Annotated in this window: 20 protein-coding genes; 11 read left to right on the plus strand and 9 right to left on the minus strand. The window is 61.6% G+C overall.

Annotation, left to right across the window (positions count from 1 at the left end; all coding sequences use genetic code 11):
- Positions 1-43: 43 nt before the first annotated feature.
- On the plus strand, positions 44-832 hold the full coding sequence (locus TPR58_RS14310) for a hypothetical protein (protein WP_346247373.1): 789 nt from the start codon (positions 44-46) through the stop codon (positions 830-832).
- A 10-nt stretch (positions 833-842) separates the two neighbouring features.
- On the opposite strand, the gene TPR58_RS14315 is transcribed toward TPR58_RS14310, so the two are convergent.
- Positions 843-1,058, minus strand: a complete 216-nt coding sequence (locus TPR58_RS14315) for a hypothetical protein (protein ID WP_346247374.1) — start codon at positions 1,056-1,058, stop codon at positions 843-845.
- A gap of 447 nt (positions 1,059-1,505) precedes the next feature.
- On the opposite strand from TPR58_RS14315, the gene TPR58_RS14320 reads away from it, so the two are divergent.
- From TPR58_RS14320 to TPR58_RS14330, 3 genes are read left to right on the plus strand one after another with little or no spacing between them, the layout of a single operon-like run.
- Positions 1,506-2,192 (plus strand): hypothetical protein, encoded by a 687-nt coding sequence (locus tag TPR58_RS14320; protein WP_346247375.1) that lies wholly within the window; start codon positions 1,506-1,508, stop codon positions 2,190-2,192.
- On the plus strand, positions 2,185-2,532 hold the full coding sequence (locus TPR58_RS14325) for a hypothetical protein (RefSeq protein WP_346247376.1): 348 nt from the start codon (positions 2,185-2,187) through the stop codon (positions 2,530-2,532). The genes TPR58_RS14320 and TPR58_RS14325 overlap by 8 nt, the downstream gene beginning before the upstream one ends.
- 27 nt (positions 2,533-2,559) lie before the next feature.
- On the plus strand, positions 2,560-3,534 hold the full coding sequence (locus TPR58_RS14330; protein ID WP_346247377.1) for a DUF4238 domain-containing protein: 975 nt from the start codon (positions 2,560-2,562) through the stop codon (positions 3,532-3,534).
- 44 nt (positions 3,535-3,578) lie between these two features.
- Here the strand turns inward: TPR58_RS14330 and TPR58_RS14335 are convergent, their stop codons facing one another.
- Entirely contained in the window at positions 3,579-4,163 is a 585-nt protein-coding gene (locus TPR58_RS14335; protein ID WP_346247378.1) for a poly-gamma-glutamate hydrolase family protein, read from the minus strand.
- Positions 4,164-4,615: 452 nt separating this feature from the next.
- Between TPR58_RS14335 and TPR58_RS14340 the strand changes: the two genes are divergently transcribed.
- The 4 genes from TPR58_RS14340 to TPR58_RS14355 all read left to right on the plus strand — a co-directional run bounded on the left by TPR58_RS14340 (position 4,616) and on the right by TPR58_RS14355 (position 9,435).
- Positions 4,616-5,248, plus strand: a complete 633-nt coding sequence (locus TPR58_RS14340) for a tyrosine-type recombinase/integrase (protein ID WP_346247379.1) — start codon at positions 4,616-4,618, stop codon at positions 5,246-5,248.
- A gap of 443 nt (positions 5,249-5,691) precedes the next feature.
- Positions 5,692-6,075 carry a DUF4259 domain-containing protein gene (locus TPR58_RS14345; protein WP_346247380.1) on the plus strand — a complete coding sequence of 128 codons (384 nt, stop codon included), beginning with the start codon at positions 5,692-5,694 and terminating at the stop codon, positions 6,073-6,075.
- 694 nt (positions 6,076-6,769) lie between these two features.
- Positions 6,770-7,672 carry a M48 family metalloprotease gene (locus tag TPR58_RS14350; protein WP_346247381.1) on the plus strand — a complete coding sequence of 301 codons (903 nt, stop codon included), beginning with the start codon at positions 6,770-6,772 and terminating at the stop codon, positions 7,670-7,672.
- A 482-nt stretch (positions 7,673-8,154) separates the two neighbouring features.
- The gene (locus TPR58_RS14355; protein ID WP_346247382.1) at positions 8,155-9,435 is read left to right on the plus strand and encodes a S41 family peptidase; all 1,281 of its coding nucleotides are present in this window, start codon (positions 8,155-8,157) and stop codon (positions 9,433-9,435) included.
- A 617-nt stretch (positions 9,436-10,052) separates the two neighbouring features.
- Here TPR58_RS14355 and TPR58_RS14360 read toward each other — a convergent pair.
- The 4 genes from TPR58_RS14360 to traA are packed head-to-tail and all read right to left on the minus strand — an operon-like array spanning position 10,053 to position 17,752.
- A complete protein-coding gene (locus TPR58_RS14360) occupies positions 10,053-11,891 on the minus strand; it encodes a UvrD-helicase domain-containing protein (protein ID WP_346247383.1) in 1,839 nt (612 codons plus the stop codon).
- Position 11,892: 1 nt separating this feature from the next.
- Entirely contained in the window at positions 11,893-14,199 is a 2,307-nt protein-coding gene (locus TPR58_RS14365) for an ATP-dependent nuclease (RefSeq protein ID WP_346247384.1), read from the minus strand.
- An 18-nt stretch (positions 14,200-14,217) separates the two neighbouring features.
- Positions 14,218-14,835 carry a DUF6118 family protein gene (locus tag TPR58_RS14370; RefSeq protein WP_346247385.1) on the minus strand — a complete coding sequence of 206 codons (618 nt, stop codon included), beginning with the start codon at positions 14,833-14,835 and terminating at the stop codon, positions 14,218-14,220.
- Between the two features lie 10 nt (positions 14,836-14,845).
- Positions 14,846-17,752, minus strand: a complete 2,907-nt coding sequence (gene traA / locus TPR58_RS14375) for a Ti-type conjugative transfer relaxase TraA (RefSeq protein ID WP_346247386.1) — start codon at positions 17,750-17,752, stop codon at positions 14,846-14,848.
- A gap of 171 nt (positions 17,753-17,923) precedes the next feature.
- Here traA and TPR58_RS14380 point away from each other — a divergent pair, with 171 nt between their 5' ends.
- The 3 genes from TPR58_RS14380 (at position 17,924) to TPR58_RS14390 (ending at position 19,097) form a co-directional block, all read left to right on the plus strand.
- Positions 17,924-18,247, plus strand: coding sequence for a conjugal transfer protein TraD (locus tag TPR58_RS14380; protein ID WP_346247387.1), 324 nt, complete (start codon positions 17,924-17,926; stop codon positions 18,245-18,247).
- A 16-nt stretch (positions 18,248-18,263) separates the two neighbouring features.
- Positions 18,264-18,491: a conjugal transfer protein TraD gene (locus tag TPR58_RS14385; protein WP_346247388.1), complete on the plus strand. Its 228-nt coding sequence runs from the start codon at positions 18,264-18,266 to the stop codon at positions 18,489-18,491.
- A gap of 90 nt (positions 18,492-18,581) precedes the next feature.
- On the plus strand, positions 18,582-19,097 hold the full coding sequence (locus TPR58_RS14390; protein WP_346247389.1) for a Ros/MucR family transcriptional regulator: 516 nt from the start codon (positions 18,582-18,584) through the stop codon (positions 19,095-19,097).
- A gap of 38 nt (positions 19,098-19,135) precedes the next feature.
- On the opposite strand, the gene TPR58_RS14395 is transcribed toward TPR58_RS14390, so the two are convergent.
- From TPR58_RS14395 to TPR58_RS14405, 3 genes are all read right to left on the minus strand, one after another.
- Entirely contained in the window at positions 19,136-20,059 is a 924-nt protein-coding gene (locus TPR58_RS14395) for a HEPN domain-containing protein (protein WP_346247390.1), read from the minus strand.
- Between the two features lie 73 nt (positions 20,060-20,132).
- Positions 20,133-20,342 (minus strand): sigma factor-like helix-turn-helix DNA-binding protein, encoded by a 210-nt coding sequence (locus TPR58_RS14400; protein WP_346247391.1) that lies wholly within the window; start codon positions 20,340-20,342, stop codon positions 20,133-20,135.
- The gene (locus tag TPR58_RS14405; protein WP_346247392.1) at positions 20,339-21,247 is read right to left on the minus strand and encodes an ArdC family protein; all 909 of its coding nucleotides are present in this window, start codon (positions 21,245-21,247) and stop codon (positions 20,339-20,341) included. Before TPR58_RS14405 ends, TPR58_RS14400 begins: the two co-directional genes overlap by 4 nt.
- Positions 21,248-21,967 lie beyond the last annotated feature (720 nt).

Raw genomic sequence — 21,967 nt, forward strand, 5'->3', positions numbered from 1 at the left:
CGTTTTCTTTCTGCGGGCGCGGGGCAATGCTATAGCCCCCGGGATGATCGAAACCCTGTCCTCGCTCTCGGCCGAGCTGGCTGCCCCGGGCCGTGTTCTCGCCTTTTGTGACGAGACCGATCTCACCGGTAACGATGGGACCGCGACGATGCGCGCGGACATCCATCTGCACGCCGCCGTCGTGCTGCCGTCGGGCGGTTATGGCGTGATTGCTGCGTCGCTCGGCGCTGCGCTCGACACCTTCGGCGTCGAGGAATTTCACGCTGTCGACATCGTCAACAACGGCAAGAAGTCGGTCTGGTACGAGCGCAGCCCGGAAGATCGCCTCGCCGCGCTGACGACGATCTGCGACGCGCTCCATGCGAGCGGCGCGCATGTCTATTACGTCCAGATCCCCAAGGAGCAATATGACGGGCTTGTGGCGGCGCTGCCGCCTGGCTCGCTGCCCGAGGATCATAAGGATGCCGTAAAAGCCTGCTTTCGCGCCTCGATCGCCGCGCTGCTCGACACCTCCACATCGGCGATGGTCGTCGCGGACAAGGACAAGAACAGCAAGTCGATCGGCCTCGCGAAGGTCGACGGCGGCAACCATCTGATCGGCGGCGGCATCGTCCTGGCAGCCTCGGAGCAGGTCATCGGCCTGCAGCTCGCCGATGCCGCCACCTATATCATCGGCCGCTATATCCGCCGCCGCGACGGCATGGTCGCCAAGGTAGAGCTCGATGAAGAGATCGGGGCATTCGATAGCGTCGTCGCCGACGGGGTCGGCCGTCTCCACGGGCGCCTTCATTCGTTGCTGAGCGAGCCGGCCCTCTTTTGCGAAGCGGCCTGATCGCTTGGGGTCAGCCCCGGCGCCGGATAACTTTCTTGGTCGCGCCGCAGATCGCGCAGGGCTCCAGCTGGCGTTCGAAGCCGTTGCTTCCCGCCAGCTCGCGCGTTTTGTGATTGGCGTGCTGGCGGACCGATAGGCCGAGCCGCTCGGTGATGCAGTCGTCGCAGATGGCCTCGGGCGAGAGCCGCTCGATCAATGCCCGCACCTGGTCGAGAACCGTCGTCATCATGCCCCCCTTGCTCCTCTATAGGCCAGGTCCCCCGGCGGGCAAAAGCGAAGTCGAACCACGCTGCGGATAACTGCCGCTAGGCACCCACAGCGTGTGCAATCCTCACCTTGCTGGCGCTCCCGACCGGTAACCGGCTCCGGGGGCGGATGACCTGGGACGGCCGGTCCCCGCGAAACCACCGCGGGCGGTCCCCGCGAAACCACCGCGGGCGAACTGATTTCCCCCGGCCGGCTGCGCCGGCCTCCTCGCGGGCGCTTCGCTCCCACGGCGCGACCATGCCTGCCGTGAGAAACCATCGGGGCGGCGCCGATGGCATTCAACTCAGCATCAGCGACCACCCATAAGCGCAGTTGCCGAATGCAATCCCTGCTGCCAATCCGGCCGGCAAAGTAGCATTGCTATTTTGACATTTGCATTTTCGAAATAGCAATGCCACTTTGAATCATGGCCCTGGATCTCTTCGAACAGCGATTCACGCAACCGGACGTTTTGGCGATCACGCGTCTGCGGAAGGAATTGCTCCAGACGTGGATTAACCGGGAGGTAGTGAAGCTTGGAGAGCAAAATCCGGGCAGCGGCCGACGACGGCTCTATTCGGCGATCGACATCGTAAAACTCGGGCTGATGCGGCGGATCGCTGATCTGGGCCTCGATTTGAATATCGGTCGTGATTTGGCTGACGAGGCCGAACGCGAATTGCTCGCCGAGCGTAAGGTGCCTTGGGAGCTGCACCTCTCGATCAAGATGCAGGACGCCACTCATAAGGACATTGATTTTAAGATCGTCGCATCGGCGGGACACAGCGTCCTATCACTCAAATACGGAGCTATGGTCGGGGACGCGCGGGAGATGATCGTCTCCCACTTCACCGAACCCATGGAATCAGTCTTCCGGCGGCGGAAACGCACGCGGACCGACGACAGGCCGATCGACCCGCGACGCCGGGAAGCGCTCGCAAAGGCCGGGATCTATGCCGAGCCGGCTCTCATCTTTCCGTTCGGGGAGATCGTGAACGGCACCTTGCTCCAGATCGAGGCACTGCACGAAGGACATCTGCCGACCGCGGTCGAAGCAATGCTATCGCTGGAGACACAACCGCCGACGGCCGGCATGGATGACGACGATGGCTAGCGATCGCGCCCGCGAGCAACTCCGTCAAGAGCGGGAGACTTTCGAGCAGGCTCGAACCCACGTCGCGCGCTGGTTCGCACTTCGCCTGTGCATGGGCTATATCGGCATTGTCCTGATGACGCTCGTCGCGGCGGTATCCACCTACGTCATCCTCCATCCTGATCGTTACGACGCGACTGTACTGGGGGTCGCCGGGACAGCCCTGCTCGTCGATATCGTCAGTCTGGCGGTGAGCATCTTTCGCCTGGTCCTGCAGCAGGGCAGCATCGCGCAGCTCAAGCCGGTTACCAAATGCGCGGCCACCACGCGGCGCCGCAATGCCACCGATTTACGACCATGATGTGCTGCGACCTCTTATGTTGATCCGATGAGCAACGAATCCAGCGCCGGCGCGCGCAATCATCACTTCGTGCCGCAATATTACCTGAAGGGCTTTGCAAAGCCGCGGTCGAAAGACGGTAGGCTGACGGTCTTCGATCTGAAGGATCGAAAGAGCTTCATCACCAGGCCGCGGAACGTGGCGTCGAGGCGGGACTATAACCGTGTGGAGATCGATGGCGTCGATCCGAACGTAGTGGAAAGCCAGCTTTCGGTTCTTGAAGGTCATGCCGATCAGGCCTTCCGCCGGATCATCGAAGCGCGCTCGATCGACAACTCCGACGATTTCTCTTTGGTGCTTTCGCTGATCGGGCAAGTCTCACTCAACAATCCCCTGTTCCGCGATCAGCGCGACAAAATGATCAGCCAGCTGGGCACGGTCATGATGCACAACATGGTCGAAACGCCGGAGCGCTGGAACGCTGTCACGGATCAGGCTCGCGTGGCGGGCGAGCTGGATCGTGAACCGGTAACCTACGAGGATGCCCGCGATGCCGTGTTGAACGGAGATATCGTGGCCGGTGCCGCTAAGGAGGTGCTGATCCAGCAGGAAATCGAGCTCTGGCCTCAGATTTCACCTCTTCTTCATGCGCGCAAATGGACACTTCTGATCGCGCCGCCGGGGTCTGGTGGCTTCGCCACGTCTGATCGGCCCTTCTCTCTTCGCTGGAACGATGATGCCATGAACCAAGGCCCTTATGGCGTAGGGCTGGGTTGCAGTGACACGACATTGACCTTCCCCCTCAACAGGGAGTTGGCGCTTATCGGCAGCTTCGAGCATGGCGGCGGGACAAGTGAAGCGACTGAAGATGTCGTGGCAGCCGTCAACCACACAATCTTCCGGTCGGCGATGCGGCAGCTCTACACCACCGTTGATTTCCCGATCCTCGACGTTGGCCGGGTCATCAAGCCGTTTTCCGAAAGCAGGATCTGGCAGATCGTCCGCGAACGTCACGGGGATTAGCTATTCCCGGCGCGATCGCTCGGCGAGCGATCGTGCATCGCGTATCAATGCGCCACAGCAAGCCTCACCGCATTGACAAAGGCCTCGAAACGACCGCGATCCCGCTCAAGAGCACGGCGCAACCCAGCTCTGATCTCGATCTGCGCGCCTGCGCCAGACCTTCCTCGGTTGCAGATATTGTCGGGATCGGCGCCTGCATATGGCCCCGCGGTTTCCACGCGGCTGGCGAAGCCCGCTTCTCGGAGCTCGCGATCGATGCGTTCGCCCAGCGCGGTATCGCGGCCACCGACCTGAATCTCCATGGCATCGCCGTCCAGCCCGTGAACGGTCACGACAACATTGCAGCGGGCAACAAGGCTCAAGGCGTTGGGCTCGTCGAAGCTGGACGACGTTACGTGCAGATCCGCGTTGTGATTGCGCTTGATGCCTTCGAAAGCAAAGCAATTGTAGTCTGAGCCGGCGATCGACCAAGCTAGCTCTGACGTCAGGAATTCGATTTTCCCGCCATGCGGCGCAAGGATTGCTACCCCGGCACCCTCAACAGGAGCGGCGCGGATCTGATAGTCACGACCTTCCACTTCGTGTTGGCGGAGTTCCGCAAAGCTTTGGTACTTGTCTGGTCGCGCCATATCGCCCTCCGGCTTCGACAGTAGCCGAGTTCCAGATTCGGCTTCCAATCCATTGTTGATCAGATGCCCCGGGGCTAGAATCCCACTGCATCGATGGATCGTGCCCAGACGATCGGCCTTGGAAGGGCGGAATTTCAATCGCGTGGCTTCAGGCGTGGCGCTTTTCGGGCCTCGAATTGAAAGACGTAGGAAAATCAAAGCCTAAACGTCTCAGTTCGAATCCCTCCCGCACAAACGATCTGGGGCGACCGACTTTTAACAAGTGACTGAGCGGCGATCCGGCGCGTCGGGGTGGGTGGTCTCAACCATAGGTCTGCTATCGGTATAAGCTGCCGCTCAAGCCTCCAGTAGCGAGTGGCCGACTGTGGTCGGCATGAGCCCCCCAGCAAATCGTGCGCATCCTCGTCGGCAAGCGTTCTCCAGATGGCCAATGTGGCCATAGGAGAACGACCATGGAGACGGTTGAAACAGAACTCACTGCCAACAAGCGCCCGGTTTGGAATGCCGGAAGGACCGTGGGTGCAAAGCGGGCTCTGAAACCGAAGCATATTTGGGAAATCCGTTTCTACCTCAATCAGCACCGTCGCCTGCGAGATCGTGCGCTGTTCGATCTGGCGATCGACAGCAAACTTCGAGGCTGCGACTTGGTGCAGATGAAGATCGGCGACCTTGTCAGCGGAGGGCAGATCCGAACGCGGGCAATCGTAGTGCAGCAGAAAACGGGCCGACCCGTTCAGTTCGAACTGCTGCCAGATGCTCGAGCAAGCTTGCTGGCATGGCTCGAACGCCGGGGCGGCACGGTGGACGATTACGTGTTTCCGAGCCGAGTTGATCATAATGGGCATCTCAGCACTCGCCAGTATGCTCGGCTCGTCGACGAATGGGTGACAGGAGTAGGTTTGATGCGAAGCGAGTATGGCACTCATTCGCTTCGGCGAACGAAGGCATCGATCATCTACAGGGCGACCGGCAATCTACGGGCTGTCCAGATCCTTCTCGGCCACAGCAAGATCGAGAATACGGTGCGTTATCTCGGGATCGACGTAGAGGACGCGCTTGCTCTTGCCGAAAACACCGAAATCTGAACCCTTGGGCGCCCGTTTCCGGTGGGAGCCGGACACGGGTGCCTGGGACTGACCCGTCATCCAGACACTTTCCGTCAAAACGGCGGGTCTCACCAGATTCCGCCGTTCCCCAACTGCCTTGGCATCCTACCGTTTAAACTCAGCGGTGGTGAGTGGTGAGTCGTCTCGTAGCTTCGGATCAGCGACTGCCGATAGCAGTCGTTGCTCGCACGACCGGCCTTCCCGAAAATCGATCAGGTGCGGTCGCAAGACAGCCATGCGCTTCACGACTACTGCGCCTTCAATCTCCGGCCCTCGATCATCCGCCATGGTGACCGCTCCTGTCCGATAGAGGAAAGGTCGAACGGTCGTCTCTGCGCTGGGCGCGGCAATCATCTGTTTGTTGTTCGCTTTATAATTGGCTAGCTTTTAGCAAGATAGGACATTGGTATGGGAGCCTGAAGTTGGGTACGTGGTCTACCGAGAGCTTTGGCAATGACGCAGCACTGGACTGGTTTGGCGAGTTACGTAAAGCGTCGAGCCCGCTGACGTTCATCGAAGAGACATTGAACAGGGGTTGTACGGATAGCGTCGTCGCGGCCAGTGCGGTGCTGGCCACGCTCGGCGGCCACAATAAAATCGTCGTTCATCCGGACGTCGCGGACTGGTGCGCCGGAAAGGCGGCACCACCGGCGGCGCTGAAGCAAGACGCTGTCGATGCCATTCAAGCCATTCTCGACGACCCCGAGGCGGACACACACGACGCGTGGGCGGAAAACGGCGAAGACGACGCAGACTATCTCGCGTGGCTATCGACACTGAGGAGTCTACAGGACGGCCTTCGTTAGGAGACTACTGTTCATAGCAGTGATCGGCGCCGAGATTGATACCTGCGGAGCTCCTTGGGCTAACCACCGCTTTGCGCCCTTCTACATGCACGGGCGCCTCCATCAAACCTGAACCTTACTACATCGCCGCGTTTTCACACAGCCTCTAACCTTTAACGGGACGGCATCCGCCGGCCGCCGATGCCGTCGTTTACGAGCGGCAGTTTTCCTGAAACTCACCGCTGGAGATGGAGAACGGGACTGCCGAACGGCGCTTCGTGCGACCGGTTTTAAAACGGCACATCGAGCGGCGGAATGTCTTGGATTGGACGACTGCCGGCTGACTGGCTTCACAATGCGCGGGCGACTGCTCCTGTCAGACTTGGACGTTCGCGCCGGTAGACGCGAACGGCGTAAGCTGGTCGGTAGCTGCCGTGCTCGGCAATAAAGCAAGGACGGCAGCCTTCCTGCCTCGATTGCTTCAAAGGTGCCTATCCGCATCCGGCCCGTCACTTGCCTTGGCTGTCTCGGCAAAAGATCATCCCGTTCATGTCGCGGTAACGGGTCGGGACCCGAACTTACGCACCTCGCTGCGAAAAGCTGCCTTTCCTTCATGATTGGCGCGGCTACCCGAGGGACTGCGCCGAACGCACCTTCTAACGCTCTGCGGCATCACGGCCTTGATGATCGCGCGCTGACAAACGATCTCTGTGCGATGAGCGATCCAGAACAGACCACCGAAGCCGTACCCGCTCCGCAAACCGGTGCGATCTTGGCACGCGCGGTCGCTGCCGACTTCGAGAGCTTCTTCCTGCCAGACGAGCCGATGACCGTTAGGATCGACGTCGAATCGGCACGCAATCCCGGCATCAAAGGCTCAGGCGACGATGCACGCATCGTCATTACGACCGACATGGCGGCTCAGGAAATCGAGGACGCCGACACGCTTTTCTTCCACCTCCTGATCCTCGGACATGAACTCGCCCACCTCGTCCATCGGCATCTTCACGCCGTGGAGATGACGCAGGAGGGAGACCGGGCGCTGGAATATTGGGCCGACTTCTATGGCGCCAAGGTGATGATGGTTCTTACAGGCTATGGCAGTCGTTGCGCCGAGATCGCAGATCCGCTTCTCGGCGAACTCAGCTTCGAGGATCGGATCGCTGCCATCGGTCGCGCTGTGGCTCGCATGGTCGAGGGCGGCTTTTACAATGAGCATCCGCGCTATCCCAAACCGCTGCTTCGCGTCAGTCTGGTGTTCAACGGTGTGCTGTCTTTCCTGCGTCTGCGCGGCCACAAACTCTCGGCCGGCTTGCTGGTGACGATTTTCGAAGCTTTCTATCGGACCGACGCTGTTCACGAACTGGTGGTGCTCCACCCCGAACACGCTGATCCCGACGCCGCGCCGGTCCGCCAGGCGCGAGAATGGCACCGAGCAATGCAGGGAGATGCGATCGCGATCACTCGCGGGTTCAAGCTGAACCTGATGCACTATCTCCACACCACCTTCGACCAGACCGAGGAGGAGCGCGAAGCGTCCCGGCAGGAACGTCTCGCCGAATTTCAAGCTGCCGGCTTTTTGCTGGAGACGAATCCGGAGAATCTCCGAGGCGGATGAGAGTGACGCCGGGGCGGCACAACGCCAACACGACGCCTACTCAAAAGTAGGGACGGTCAGCCCTCCTTCTCTATTGCGGAATCTCGCCCAAGAAGCCGCCTTCCAACGGCTGCGTGCCGAGCAAATCCCATCCCTTGATTTCCAACGACTGGCCGGTTTCGGCAGAAACGGCCGTTCGCTTGCCGATCAGTTAGCGACTTGAGCTTCGTTAGCTGCCCACCTATGAGCCACCTCCCCACGGCAGCTTTGCGGTTTGGTCGGGTAAAAGGCTGTCTGGCGGCAACCGGCCCATCAGCTGCCATCATAGTGCCTAGCCGGGTACGGCCGGATCTGGGCCGTTAGCTGCCTGACTGCGTGCGGCGTCAACTTCGAGAAAACGGACACGAAGACATCGCCTCAGACAGAACCGCCGACGTTTCGAAATAGCCGTTGACACAGCACTGCCAGGCCGCTGTGCCGAATCAGGAGCTTTTGGGGGTATAATGGTCAGCAAACACTTTATGGGGGCGCTGGTCACTGCGAGCCTTTGCGGGAGTTCGCCGACACAAGCGCAGACCTCCGAGGACACGTTCTCTCGGTTGAGAGACGTCTTCGCGTTGATCCGCGACAATTATGTGGAGCCGCTTAACATGGCCGCACTGGCCGGCGCTGCGATCGATACGATCCGCGGTAAGGCCGAGCTGGATGATGAATCCTGGTCTCGCTGCGTTGGCAAGTCGTCCTCCCCCGGACCCAACGAAGTGGCCAAGGCAATGCGTTGTGCGGGCTTTGATCAGGCAGGACCCGAGGCGGACACGGTCGTGGACGCGGCTATCGAGGCGATGGTCGCGAAGCTCGATACGCACAGCCGGTGGGTCACATTCACGGCGCCCGCCAAACTGCTCGGCCAACCGGCAGCATGGGCATCTGCCGGTCTGATCCTCAGGGATCGCGATCGCCGCTATGTCGTCCTTGCCACCGGTTCCACCTCTGCGGCGGGAAGAGCCGGCATTCGCAAGGGTGATGAACTGATCGCAATTGATGGAACCGTCACGGCCGAACTGTCCTTTGACGACGTGGTCCAGAAGCTTCGTGGGCCGGATGGCAGCATGGTCACGCTAACGATCCGACGCCTAGATGGCAGCATTGCCGAGTTTCCGCTCCATCGGACGATCGTGCGCCAGTCCGACATGGAATTGCAGACCGAGCGACGTGGATCCGTGCTGATCATAAGACTGTCCGGCCTGTCATTTGGCGCCACACAGGGGGTCAGTTCTGCTCTGTCGCAAAACGGCGACGTATCCGCGCTAATTCTCGATCTTCAAGACAACCAAGGTGGATTGTTGGGGGAAACAGTAGCACTCGCCGATCTTTTTCTCGACGAGGGCCCTATCGTCACGTCCAAAGGACGGGAGAAGCGCGACGTCGAGACATATCGCGCGGCCAAGAAGCAGTTGGCGCAAGGCATTCCGATCCTCGTGCTGGTGAACGAGCGTACGGCGGCCGGCGCGGAAATTCTCGCCGCAGCCCTTCAAGACAATAGGCGCGCGACTGTTTTCGGGCGCACGACTCAGGGTGCCGGCAGCGTCCAGACGATCATCCCGGTCGGCCCGCAGCGTGCACTGAGGCTAACGACTTCCTACGAGTACCGCGCTGACGGCCGCAAGCTCTCGGAAGCTCCTGTCATCCCCGATTGTCCGAGTAACCTCGACGCCTCAACGCTGCTCGATCGGTTAGCCGTCATTAGCACGACTGCACCTGGATCGTGTCTCGCCCCCGACTAGGAGCGATGCGTCCGGGTGGCCTTTTTTCACAGTTTCAAACGGCGGTGGCTTTCAAGGTCGTCCGCGGTCGGTATCGACGGCAGCAACCGGGGCGGTAGCGGTCATTCTGCGCAGGTAGGCGGCAAACGACGCTATCATGATTTTCGAGCCAAAAAGCGAGCTGGCGGCTCACGGCCCAATAGCCCGACTTAAAATGGGCGGCGTATTCAACCAACATGTCGGCGAGGGCGGAAATGTGGGCCTAGGCATGCCACCGCGTTCCATCGAAGCCGCGAATAATTGTGGGACGAAATGTGGAGGTGAATTCGCCCTTATCGTCGAAAGTGGCGGAAATCTGCCGATTTCCGCTTGACGATGGTGACCCCTACGGGAGCCGAACGGCGGCACCTGGGCCGAGTGCGGACCGGCAGCTCCCTGTCGCCAAAGGTCAGAAGCGGACATCGGTTTCTTGCGTCGCTGATATACTAAGCGGCTTTGTGCTTTCCGCCCCCTTTATCTGGGAGGAAAGGTTCGGAAATCGCGATGCAGGGTGGACGAGGCTTCCTTGGAATGGAATTCCTGCTTGGGCGGGGACGATCGCCCGTGACTAGCAACGCGAAGGCTACGAAAGCGGTCTCTCAACCCACAATCTCAATTTGATCAGCCGTCAGCAGCCCGTTCGCAACGAGTTCGTCGCGGGCCGCCTCCGGGTTGGGAGTGAATAGCAGAACCCGCAAATCCTCGAGCGCACGCGAGAACGACACATAGGCGAGCTTCCTGCCACGAGCCTGCTGCTTGTCGGTTCCGGCGCCGCCCGCCACCCCTGGGGTCAGGAGCTTGCCGAAATTGTAGTTGTGCCAGGCAGCCTCGATGTCGTCGTAGACCACCATTACCTTGGGATATTCCTCACCCTTCACGCCATGCTGGGTGCTATAGGCGGTTTTCGTACCCATGAACGCAGCGTAGGAAGCGATCTCGCTCGTATCCATGAGGAACAGCGCGTCGGCGAGCCAATCGCCCTTTTCCTCACCGTACTGGTCGGGGTCATATTCCTCGCCACGTGGGTCGCGATCGAAATGCGCCTGGAAACGCTCTCCGACACGGATCAGTTGTCGCTCGGCAGCAAAACGCAGAATCTCGCCGATCGGCGCGGTGTCCCAACGCTCAACGAGATTGGAAACGACGTCGATCGACGTCTCGACCATCGAGCGCAGTGTCTTGGCCGCATTCGCGCCATCCACCGCGAAGGCCGGGCTATTCCGCCGGAGGATATCGATGATCGCCCGGCTGTCGCCGTCGCGCTGCGCTCGTACGAGCGGCCAAATCGTGTCGGTAAGCGGCGCCAGCAGAAAGTGCTCGCCGCGGTCGAAGGCGTCCTGAGCGCGCGAAGACGCGAATTCTCCCGCGAAGAGCCGATTGAGGTTCGAAAACCCCATGCGCCGCGCGATCATCTGTTTGACGAGAAACAGCTGCACCACGTCATCACGATCGGCCCAGCCCCATGCTGCCAGTGCTTCATCCATTTTGACCAGCGCGCGTCCGGTCTGCGCTTCCGAATAACGTCGGCGCTCTCCTTCAGGCTCCTCCGCTCTCACAAGCCGGAAGATCACACTTCCTTCGATCTCTTGGTTGTCGCCGGCGGGAACCTGTTCGACATCGGTACGAAATCCGTTGAGAAAGCGAATCACGCTTTTAGAGCAGCGAAAATTCTCGACCTTGGAGATAGTTTTCCCGCTTGTGGGCGGAGCGAAGTCCTCTGCGGTCTCGCCGTAGATTTGCTGCCAGGGGTCTCCGAAATAGCCGATCACCGGCAGGCGATCGCCGCCGGCGGCTAGGTTCAAACCCCGAACGATGCCCTCGGCTGTATCCTGCGCCTCGTCCACAAAGATGTAGGGGAAGCGCAGACCGAAGATCCGGCGAAAGGTCGCGTTTTCTTCCAGTAGGTAGGCCGCGACCACGAGAATGTCGTCGTGCCCGAGGACGCCGTTAGGATAGTCGCCATAGACCGTGTCGCCATACTGGAAACGATCGACGGTCTTCAACGCTGCCAGATCCGCTTCGTAGCGATCGGCCTTGGCGCGGGCATCGCGGGCCGTCTTGCTTTGACCACCATTGTCCTTCGCCCGTTCCTTTTCGATCAGGTCCGGAAGGCGGCGGTTTTCAAGCGCTAGGCGGATGTCCCGATGAAACCGCCCGATCTGTGCCCATAGGAAACTGTGCAAGGTAGAAACGACGAAGAGATCGTCGAAGCCCAGTCGCTCGCTGATAACCGCCACGGCACGCTTGGTATAAGTGATGCAGGCGACGCGTTGGCCGTTCTGCCGGAGGGCCTTTCCCCGATGGTTACGCACCCATTCTAGCGCATCGACCAGCGATGAGGTCTTGCCGGAGCCGGCCCCGGCGATGAGGGCGAAACTGAGGTTGGTCTCGAGGCACATCTCGACATCCTGGTCCGCTTGGGTCGCGACCTTCGCCATCTCAGGCCTCACCGTGCGTCGCAGCAGGGGCAGCGTCGGCCAGCGCAGGAGCAGGCGCGCTTTCGGCGTCCGGAGCTGCGGGTGCGAGTCCAGGCGGCGCGATCATCGGCTGGAGCTTGGCCTCCAGCCACGTTAGACCTTGGGCGATGTAGCCCGGCGTCTTCCAGTCGATCTGGCCATCAAGTAGGCTCATCGCGAAATCGGTCTTCTTGAACGTGTCCGCACGGACACGGTCATAAATCGCCTGATAAGCGCTGGTGAGATCGTCAGGAACAGGTTTGCCTATCGTGATCGTGCTATCGCGCAACAGCGCAAAATTATCATAGACGAACGCCTCCTCGAGCGTTCGTGGCCGCATCACCAGCTGGTGACCCTGGTCCTCGACGGCAACGTCGACTTGGAACGCGATGCACCGTTCTTTCTCGGTGCTGATCTTATCTTCAGGCGGTATCGCCATCAATTCGGCGATGGTGGTCTTGTCCAACATGACCTTGAGGGTTGCGTTCGACGTCTTGGCATCGGGTGTGTCGCCGCGGCACGCCGCACCGGTATCGGGCGTGACCGAGTCCAAGTCGGTGATGACGAGATAGGGGATGCGGAGGAACGAGAGCAGGCCTTCGAAGCGGTGCGAATAGGCGCCGCCGACTTCCAGAATCGTGAGGTAGGATTTCCTGAGCTCTGACGCCGACTTTTCGATCATCAACGGCAACAGCAGCTTCTCAACGGCTCCCTCGACCAAGATGGCGGCATCCGCGAAAAAAAGATCGCAATGGGTCAGACGGAGGTAGCGCTTTAGGAATGCAATGGCGTCTTCGGTCGAAACGGCCTTGCCTTCGATGACGTCGCCGTCCGGCCGGAATGCCCGCAGGCTGCGGACGTCCGACACGTTCCGGATGCCACCCGAGCCGTCCTCATCCGGGGCGTGGCAACGCTGAAAGTACCGCACTGTTTCGAAATCGACGGCGTCGAGGATGTGCGAAGAGTGGGTCGTTACGACAAGCTGCGGTACCAAGGTCGGCTGATCGGCGGCCTTTGCGGATTCCTCAATCACCTTCCAGATGTTGGTGATAAAGGTCTGCTGCACCTGCGCGTGGAGGTGCACCTCCGGTTCTTCGATGAACACCAGCAAGCACAGCGGCCGGCTGTCGGGCGTCGCCAGCCACTGCGAATGAAAGTGGCGAACCTGGATGGCCATGTAGATGAGGTTCTTAAAGCCTAGGCCGTTGTAGAGCTCCGGTAGTTCGTGCTTGCGCGTGGGATCGACGTAGAGGAGTTCGGTATTGCCCTTGAGGGCTGTTTCCGGGCTGAGCGACGAGATGATGCGCAGGTCCCGATCATTGACAGACGGGACGCCCAGTCCCTTAATCAGGTCGATCAGCGGCGCGAACTGAACCTTGTAGTGATCGGTCAGCCGTTCGTTGTTCTCGTCGATCACCTTGTTAGCGGCGGCTGCGGGGCCGGCATCCTGCAGGTTCTTGCGGTAGAAGGCGGCGAAGGCTGATGAGAGTCGATTGCTGCGGCTATTATCGTCGTCGTGGATGTTCCGCTGTGCATCGACGAACTCGACCCTTACCAGCTGCTTCAGGAGGCGCTTTCCCTCTTCCGGCTCGACCGCCGTCATGTGGATCGCGGTGTTTCCATCGTCGTCCAGGCGCTGCTCGAGCGAAGCGATCCGCACGATGCCGTGACGAGTCAGGTTGGTGTCCGTTCCCAAAAACTGGACAAGGGTCTTGCTGTGGCTGCCGTCCTCCTGGACCGGGTAGGCTGCATGGTAGGCCTCCAGCAGCTTCTGCGGATCAGCAAAGCCGAAGGTCATTCGGCAACCGACACGCTCGAAATCAGTTAGGTCTTGCAGCAGCGAGAATACGCGACCGTACTCAATGGCGTCGGGATCGATCGAGAACCAAAGGTCCAAGCTGATCTCGGGGAGGTGCGTCGGATCGCCGGTCTTCGCGAAGGCCTCGAAATCAATCATGCGCGAGACTGAAAAGTCGTGGATCCTGAATTCACGTCCGCCAAGAAAACAGCGAAAGATCGCCGTTGCCGACGTCTTGCCGCTGTTGTTGGGGCCAACAAAGATAGTTTTCTGGGTTTCGATATCGATCTCGACATTCTCGAGGCGCCGAAAATTTCGGATCGCGACCGACTTAAGCTGCATTCTGCTTTCCCCATACACGGCAATGCTGCGCGCGCGAATGACTAGAAGATAACCCAGAGCCAGCAGGCTTGTCGCCACATATTTTATCATGAACTTGAAGCAGACTGACTGCTTTTGGGAATTGGTAAAAGCGGCGCGGACGACCGACATTGGGGCGCATAGCCGACACTACCTCGTCGGCTGCGTGTGCGCCTTCTCGCGGTCGACAATCTCGTTCCAGCGATCTGGATTGGCCCTTCTCATCATTCGCTGCCCCCCGCTCCACATATCGGTTCCCAGCGTTCGCGCTGCAATTCGCTCAGGCACAGCCCAGCTCGCAGGCAGCGAACGTGCGATAGCTCCTGGCAGAATTGCAAAGGTGACCATGCCGGCAACAGCGAACGCGATACGGTTGTGCAGCAACTCGCGGTCCTGCTCCCCGGCCGCTTGCGATCTTGCGATCATCGCGTCGATGCGGCCAGCAGCCGTGTTGATGGCCGCGGTGGCACTCTCCAGCATGCGTCGATCGCTCGAGCGAGCGTCGCCCGCAGCCTTGTCAATCGCGCTGGCAAGAGTCTCGGGCGTCAGCCTCATCGCCGGCTGCTCCGATACCTTCTTCGCCCAGACGCAGACATCCTCCAGCCGCTTTGCGATCGCCTCCAGGGTTGGCGCGTAGTCAGGCTGCGATGTTCGTTCATCGGTCAGCCGCTCGACGGCGCGACGAAGTAGGCTGATCTCTGCGCGAAGCTCGCCGAAGGCATGAGCGGCGAGGCTCACGTCGGGGTCTAGGGTGCTGTCATGGTCCATCTGGCAGCTTCTATCTGCCAAGCCCGCGACCGCGCGAGTGGTCGAGCCAGTCCTGGATGTCATGGGATATCGAACCCCCTCCGCCGGACCGAATTCCAAGCTCCGAGAGCCGTTTTCGAACAAGCGACTCGGCCTGGGCGTCACGTTCGAGACTCTTGCCGAGCGTGCTCATCCGCTCTCCGATTGCTCGAAGGCCAGCATCGTCCCCCGCTTGCCGGAGGGTGCGGTGCTGCCTGGCGAGCTTCTGCCACTCCTCCACGAAACGGTCCGCCCGAAGTTCAGGGCTGGCCCGCAGTTCCGCTTCCAGCGCCATCACGCGGATCGCAGCGTTGGTGCTGCCCTGAGCGGCCTCGCTGATCAGCCCCGTGTCGCGCGTGAAAGCCGCACGCAGATCGCGCGCGGCATGCGGGCGGATGCGGTCGATCGCCTCACAGGCTTTCTCGTAGGCGATCCGCTGATGCGGTAGTTCGGTATATCCATCCTTGCGGATCCGCAGGATGTCATCGGTCGCGCGTGCAAAGCGCTGGACGGCGCGCTCCAAGCCGAGCGGCTCAGCAGCGGGCACCGGCGCGGGGATGCGAAGCTTCAGGCCATCGAACCGGCCTCGTGTTGGTGGTGTCGACATCGGCCGGAGGTCGAGCCCGGCAAACGGATCGCGAGTGGGTGCCGGCTTCGCCTTCTGCACTATCGGCTCCGGCAGCCAGATCTGGCGCCGGTCGGCAAATGTCCGCGCGTAATCCGACGCCATATCCTTGCTGCGCTCGCGCGACAGCGTGCGGACGAGCTTCGACTGATCGCCGAAGTCGTCACGTCCATAATGAAGGTCGACCTGATCACGGTGCCGCGACAGCGCGACATAAGCCGCGTGGCGGTCCAGCCCTGGCGTGGCCAGCACATGCACCCGATCGACGGTGACGCCCTGCGCCTTGTGAACGGTCGCGGCGTAACCGTGGTCAAGCTGGTTGTAATCCTTCAGATCGAACGCGACGGCGCGGCCATCGTCCAGCATCACCGCCATGCGAGCAGCGGCGACGCTTTGCACGGTGCCGAGCGACCCGTTCTTCACGCCCATGCCGCGCTCGTTCTTCAGGAACATGATGCGGTCGCCTGCCGCGAAGCTGCGCTGGCCCCGTTCGACCCGCAGGGTGACATCCTCGCCCAGCTGCCCGGCCTCACGCAGCCGCTCCCGCGCCGCCTCGTTTAGCGCCTGCACTTCGTCCCTGGTGTGGGTCAGGATGATGCGTGTCGCATCCGGCGCAGCGGCACGATCGCGATCCCAGCGATCGATAAGGTCCGCGCGCGCGGCCTCGCGTGTCTCTGCGGCGTGAACGTGCCCGCGCGCTTCATAATCCTGCAGCGCCTCGGCGGTCCGTCCTGTGGCGAGCTGCCGCGTGGCACCCCGCTGCCAATCCTCGCGCTGGCGTCGGATCTCGGTGATCTCGACACTGCCATGCCGCTCGGCGATCGAGCGGAATGCAGCGCCGGCCTCGATCGCCTGCAACTGCTCGGGGTCGCCGACGAGTACGACCTTTGCGCCGCGCTTCTCAGCTTCGCCGATCACACGTTCCATCTGCCGTGATCCAATCATCCCGGCCTCGTCGATCACCAGCACATGATTGGAAGTTAGCAGGTCGCGCCCCTGCGACCACTGATGCTCGATGCTGGCGATCGTGCGCGACGCGATCCCGGAACCGCCTTCGAGATTCTCAGCGGCGATGCCCGACAGCGCGAGACCCTGCACCTGATAGCCCGCCGCCTCCCACGCCTCGCGCGTAACGCCGAGCATCGCCGACTTGCCGGTGCCGGCATAGCCGGTCACCGTCGCAATGCCGGCCGAGCGCGCTATATGCGTCAGAGCAGCTGACTGCTCCCCCCCGAGGGTCAGACCGCGCCTCCCGGCGGCGTTGATGGCTTTGTCTACCATCGCCGTCGGGAGATGATGGTCACGCCGCGATGCCAGCCGATCGGTGGCGCGCTCAAGCCGCTGCTCGGCCTCGATCATGCCGCGGCTGGTGAAGCGATCCTCGCCCCTTCCATCCTTGCCAAGCGCGACACAGTCCGGCGATGCGCGAACCGCGCTCATCGCCTGGTCAAACTGTTCCTTGCCGTCGCTATGCCGGTGTATGAACCGCGCCAGATCCCGCGTGGTGAACGTAGCCTGGTTGTGGGTGATCGCATCCAGCGCAACGCGTGGGTCGGCGATGATCTTTGCGCCGTTCGCTCGCGCAATCTCAAGATGCTCGGCATGGCGCTCTGACTCCAGCCCGTGCGCCGCCATTCGCGATGCCGCCGGCCCGATCTTGTGCTGCGGCTCCAGCTCGATGCCTTGCGCTTCCAGCGAGCGATGATCGACCCGCGCGTCGATATCCAGTTCGGCCAGCCGCGAGTTGACGTGCTCGGCCCAGCGCTCGCGCCATTTCTCAAGCAGGTCGGTGCGATTCCAGTCGCGGTTCTTGGGGCCGAACCCGTTCTCGCCGACCTCGCGCGTGGTCAGCATGACATGCGCGTGTGGCTTCGCTTCGCCGTCCGCCCCGACATCCCAGTGGACATTAAGATCGGCGATCATCCCGCGTGAGACGAACTCGCGCTCGACAAACTCGCGCGCCAGGCGAATGCATTCGGCCTGGTCCAGCTCGCGCGGGATCGCGAACTCCACCTCGCGCGCTAGCTGCGCGTCCTTGCGCAGCTCGGCTGCCTCAACCGCATTCCACAGCTGCTCGCGATCGGAGAGATAGTCCGGCGCCCCCTCCGGTAGCAGCACCTCAGAGTGTACGACACCCGGCTTGTTCGAGAAGTCGTGATGCCGATCCAGCCGCTGATCGTGCAACCGTGAGGCCGAACGATAGGCGGCAGATGCCAGCGCGGACGATCCCGAAGCGCGGGATATGATCTTGGCCGAGAAGTGGTAGATCGCCATGGCGGCAATCCACTTACACTACACAAGCGACGTCGGCACGACGTATAAGCGCGCCCTCAAAAGAATTCATCTTTTTCGGGACTGATTAGTCCCACGATGTTTCACACCATTTGCGCTGATCGACTGCGTTACTAATTGAAGCGTCCCATACGGTCAATTGAGGACGAACCGATGCGCAAACCCCGCGACCTTGATTCGGAGCTGCAGGCGCTCAGCGACAAGGCGAAGCAGCTGAAAAGCCGCAAGCTGCAGCAGCTCGGTGAGCTGGTAATTGCAACCGGGGCCGACGCGTTCCCGATCGAGCAGCTCGCTGGCGCGCTTTTGACCGCAGTCGAGGCGAAAGAGCCGGCGACAAAGGAGGGCTGGCGCAAGCGCGGCGCTGCCTTCTTTCGCCGTGAACGAACCGCTGGCCAAGGCGCTGGCAGTGACGCGCAGCCAAGCGCGTCGGATACTGGCGGGGCGCTATCGTCTGCAGGCGGTAATCGCGCGTCATGACACGCGAGCCTGGGTCGTGAAGCGCCGCGAACGAACCCGCCAGCTGATCGAACTCGGCGGCCTGGTTGTGAAGTCCGGGCTGGTCGAGCTGACGGAGGATGATCGCGCTGTAATTCTCGGCATCCTGGTTGAAGCTGCAGCCATGTTGAACGGGCACGATGCTGAGCAAAAGACGGTGCTCTGGCGTCGCAGTGGACGGCGCGCATTCGACACGATAGCAACTGATAAAATGGCTCAAACTTGATTCAACCTTTGCATTGCTACACAGAGCGGGAAGCTGAAGCGCTTGTCATGAACAGCGCGGGCGCAAAAAACATAAAGCGGGAGGTCGCTAATGTCCGAAGAAATTACCTTGAATGCCGTCGATCTTGCGACGGAACTGACCATTGCCTGGCTGGGCAATCAGAACAATCGCGTCTCGGCTGAAGACGTGCCTGCGTTTCTGCGCACCATGCATTCGACGCTTAGCGAACTGGCTAGCGGCGGATCCTCGACTGGAGCCGGTGAAGAAACTCCGCCAGCGACCGAATATACGCCAGCCGTGTCTGTGCGTAAGTCGCTCGCGTCGAACGATCACATCATCTCGATGATCGACGGCAAGCCGTACAAGACGCTGCGTCGCCATCTCTCTACCAACGGCATGACGCCAGAAGAGTATCGTGCGCGCTACAACCTGAAGGCCGATTATCCGATGGTTGCGCCGAGCTACTCGGAAGCGCGCCGGGCGATGGCACACAGGATTGGCCTCGGCGCCAAGGGTCGCGCAGCGCGCAACGCAGCTGCTTCCGCCCCTGCTTCAGCAGCGACCAAGACGCGGAAGCCGCGCGCAAAAGCAGCTGAGAACGCATAACCAAACCGCGCCGGGTGCCTGCACCCGGCGCGCCGTTATTATGCAGCCGCACTCCGCTCAAGCGCGGCGATGCGCTCCTCGCAGATCACCTGCACCGCTTGGCCCAGAACTTCGACGCGCTCGCCGAGCCACGCCAGCTCATCCTCGCTGATCCGGTAGTGTTTCGAGTAGCGAGCCTTCACATAGGCTTCCTTGAGTTTCTCAAAGCGCCCGCGATCAGCGCGACTGTCGCGCGGCCACGCATCCACCAAGCGGGGATCAATCCGCTCGGCTTGCGTTCGCAAGAAACCAAGATTGTGGACGTGCGGTGTGTAGAAAGTGCAGACCAATAGGACGCAATGATAGAGGCGTTCCGCTGCCTGATGCAGATTGAATGCCGCTTCTCGCAGGCCATCCTCTTGGATCAAAAAATCAGAAGCTCTTTTGAACTTTTCGGCGCTCGGAAACCACTCTACAAAATATTCTCGCGCCATCGCTAGCGCTTGTGCTGGCGTCTTTGGTTTCGGCTTATGGAACTCGGTATCCTCGCTCTGATATAGAGCGATGCCGTCGCGAGCGACATCCATGAAGAAATAGCGCCCATGCGCGAGCCCATCGTTCACCTCGCGCAGCGTGTGAACGATGAAGTTGACCGGCGTGCGTAGCGCCTTGGTTATCGACAGCTCGCGGTTGAGGCGCTCCTCGGCGTTGGCCCAAAACTCGACCCGGTCGGTCAGCTTATCGTGATTGACGACGATCAGCAGGTCGAAGTCGGACTGATAGCCTTTGGCAGTGTGCGGCTCGTCGACCCAGCCGCCACGCGCATAGCTGCCATAGAGAATGACCTTCAGGATGCGTGCGTTCTTCTTCCAGTCGCATGTCGCGATAGCGGTCGTGTCGCCAAACTCCTCGAACAGGATCTGGACGACACGTTCAAGCTCGCGCTGCTTGGCAGCAGGCAGATGATCGAGGCTGGTCCTCATGATCGCAATCCTAACGCTGAGATAGCACGGCGTACACCTCGCCCGGTGGTTTCCGGACGAGGTGTCTCGCTGGTCATGGAAATTTGCCGCGGTCAGCACGGTCGAGCGCGATCAGCACGCGCGCAATCGTCTGCTCGACATCTCCAACGCTGCAGCCATGAAGCTTGGCCGCCTGGACATAGTCGAGATCGTCAAAGCGCACCGACCCGAAGATCGCCCGGTCCCGCTCGGGCAGTGCGCGAAAGGCGCGACGCATGCGCCGCAGGCGGAGCCAGCCGATCACGACGCAGCCTCCTGCTCGGGCGCAAACGCCAGCAGATAGTCCGCCGCCTTGCTCGCCGCACTCGCTGCCCGGAAGATCGCCTTCTCGTCACCCCGCAGCACCTCGAGCCAGCTCCCGATATAATCGGCGTGGCGCACGCTCGGCTGGATCGACAGCGATGCGCAGGTGAAGGCGCTCGCCATCTCGGCAACCAGTTCCTCGCGGGCATAGTCAGCGCTCCCGAATGCCCCCGTCTGATTGCGGTCCAGCCGCGAGCCATGCCCGGTCCAGTGGCCAAGCTCGTGCAGCGCGGTGCGATACCAGTTGACCCGAACCGGAAACGCCAGCTGCGGCGGCACCGCGACATAATCGGCGCCGGGGCTGTAATAGGCCTCGCCGCCTCCGACCCGCACATCGGCACCGCTCGCCTCGATCAACGCATGCACATCGGGCACGCAATCCATCGGGCCAACGGGCTCGGCCTGGAGTTCCGGCATCAGCTTGTCGGGCAGCCCCTCGCACTGGTCGATGTTGAACACGGTGAAGCGCTTGAGAAATGCCAGCTGCCGCGCCTCGCGGTCCTCGCTTAGCGCCCGCTCGGCCTCGACCCTCGGGGTGAAGCGGTCGGCATAGCAGACCGTCGTGCCCCGCTCGCCCTTGCGAACAGTGCCGCCCGCTGCCTGGGCCTGCTTGTAGGTCAGCCAGCGCTGCGACGCATATTGCCCGTCGATCACCGCGGCCCACAGGATCAGGACATTGATCCCGGAGTAGCGCCGCCCGGTCACGGCATTGGCAGGCATCGCGCAGGGACAGGCCGCCGCGTCCCAAGGCCGCACCCAGGGCAGCCGCCCTTCTTCCAGCTCGGCAATCACCCGCGCGGTCACCTCGGCATAGAGGCTCGCCCTGTTCTCGGTCCTGGCAGTCATGCTCCTCACTCCTCAAAACCACCGCAACCGGCGCCGGAATGGCGGGAGGTGGGCGGCAGGAGCGGACCGGCAGTCTCGCCGGCGGAGGCGGGCTGCACCCGGAGGGCCGAAACACCGTGGAGGAGCTGCGCGCAGCGCAGCTTGCTGCCCGCCGCGGCGGGACTAAGGGCAGCGACGCCCACCTCCCGACAGTTCGAGTGCCGGAGGCACACACGCCGCCGCGCACCGCGCGGCGACCGCAGCCAATCCGCGCACCAGCGCCAGGCTCGCACCCGCCAGCCGCATCGAAGCAGCGCTCTCGCATCCGGACGGCCGTCGCCGCGGCGTGCGCTCGCTTGCCCGTGAGCCAGCCGTCGCGGCGCCCTCCGGCCGGATCGAGTGCGCTACGCGCAAATCCAAAAGGAGCTGCGGCCCCTGACGGCTTCGCAGAAGCCCGTCAGCGTACGCTCAGCCCAACCCGCGTTCCGCTGCCGGCGCTAGCCGGTCCCGCGTCATGAGATCGCAACCCTACCGGGCCGAGACGCACAGCGACTCGGCGACGCGCCAGCGGCGTAGAGCGCGCCCACGCCAATGCGTGGGACGCCCTGACATGTGCGGCCTTCCAATGAACCCTACGCTATCACTCGTTTCTTACAGCCACGGCCTGAAATGCCCTTGGCTGCACCAGAGAGGGTCTGCCCAGCGACCCTTTTTCAGGGTCATCTGGACCAAGGGAGCACC

The sequence above is a fragment of the Sphingomonas rustica genome (assembly GCF_039652585.1).
In the GTDB taxonomy this organism is placed as follows: Bacteria; Pseudomonadota; Alphaproteobacteria; order Sphingomonadales; family Sphingomonadaceae; genus Sphingomonas; species Sphingomonas rustica.

Bases quoted from the DNA above. Each gene is read 5' to 3' on its own strand.
- TPR58_RS14310 (WP_346247373.1), top strand. From the start codon at position 44: ATGATCGAAACCCTGTCCTCGCTCTCGGCCGAGCTGGCTGCCCCGGGC.
- TPR58_RS14315 (WP_346247374.1), bottom strand. From the start codon at position 1,058: ATGACGACGGTTCTCGACCAGGTGCGGGCATTGATCGAGCGGCTCTCG.
- TPR58_RS14320 (WP_346247375.1), top strand. From the start codon at position 1,506: ATGGCCCTGGATCTCTTCGAACAGCGATTCACGCAACCGGACGTTTTG.
- TPR58_RS14325 (WP_346247376.1), top strand. From the start codon at position 2,185: ATGGCTAGCGATCGCGCCCGCGAGCAACTCCGTCAAGAGCGGGAGACT.
- TPR58_RS14330 (WP_346247377.1), top strand. From the start codon at position 2,560: ATGAGCAACGAATCCAGCGCCGGCGCGCGCAATCATCACTTCGTGCCG.
- TPR58_RS14335 (WP_346247378.1), bottom strand. From the start codon at position 4,163: ATGGCGCGACCAGACAAGTACCAAAGCTTTGCGGAACTCCGCCAACAC.
- TPR58_RS14340 (WP_346247379.1), top strand. From the start codon at position 4,616: ATGGAGACGGTTGAAACAGAACTCACTGCCAACAAGCGCCCGGTTTGG.
- TPR58_RS14350 (WP_346247381.1), top strand. From the start codon at position 6,770: ATGAGCGATCCAGAACAGACCACCGAAGCCGTACCCGCTCCGCAAACC.
- TPR58_RS14355 (WP_346247382.1), top strand. From the start codon at position 8,155: ATGGTCAGCAAACACTTTATGGGGGCGCTGGTCACTGCGAGCCTTTGC.
- TPR58_RS14360 (WP_346247383.1), bottom strand. From the start codon at position 11,891: ATGGCGAAGGTCGCGACCCAAGCGGACCAGGATGTCGAGATGTGCCTC.
- TPR58_RS14365 (WP_346247384.1), bottom strand. From the start codon at position 14,199: ATGTCGGTCGTCCGCGCCGCTTTTACCAATTCCCAAAAGCAGTCAGTC.
- TPR58_RS14370 (WP_346247385.1), bottom strand. From the start codon at position 14,835: ATGGACCATGACAGCACCCTAGACCCCGACGTGAGCCTCGCCGCTCAT.
- traA (WP_346247386.1), bottom strand. From the start codon at position 17,752: ATGGCGATCTACCACTTCTCGGCCAAGATCATATCCCGCGCTTCGGGA.
- TPR58_RS14380 (WP_346247387.1), top strand. From the start codon at position 17,924: ATGCGCAAACCCCGCGACCTTGATTCGGAGCTGCAGGCGCTCAGCGAC.
- TPR58_RS14390 (WP_346247389.1), top strand. From the start codon at position 18,582: ATGTCCGAAGAAATTACCTTGAATGCCGTCGATCTTGCGACGGAACTG.
- TPR58_RS14395 (WP_346247390.1), bottom strand. From the start codon at position 20,059: ATGAGGACCAGCCTCGATCATCTGCCTGCTGCCAAGCAGCGCGAGCTT.
- TPR58_RS14405 (WP_346247392.1), bottom strand. From the start codon at position 21,247: ATGACTGCCAGGACCGAGAACAGGGCGAGCCTCTATGCCGAGGTGACC.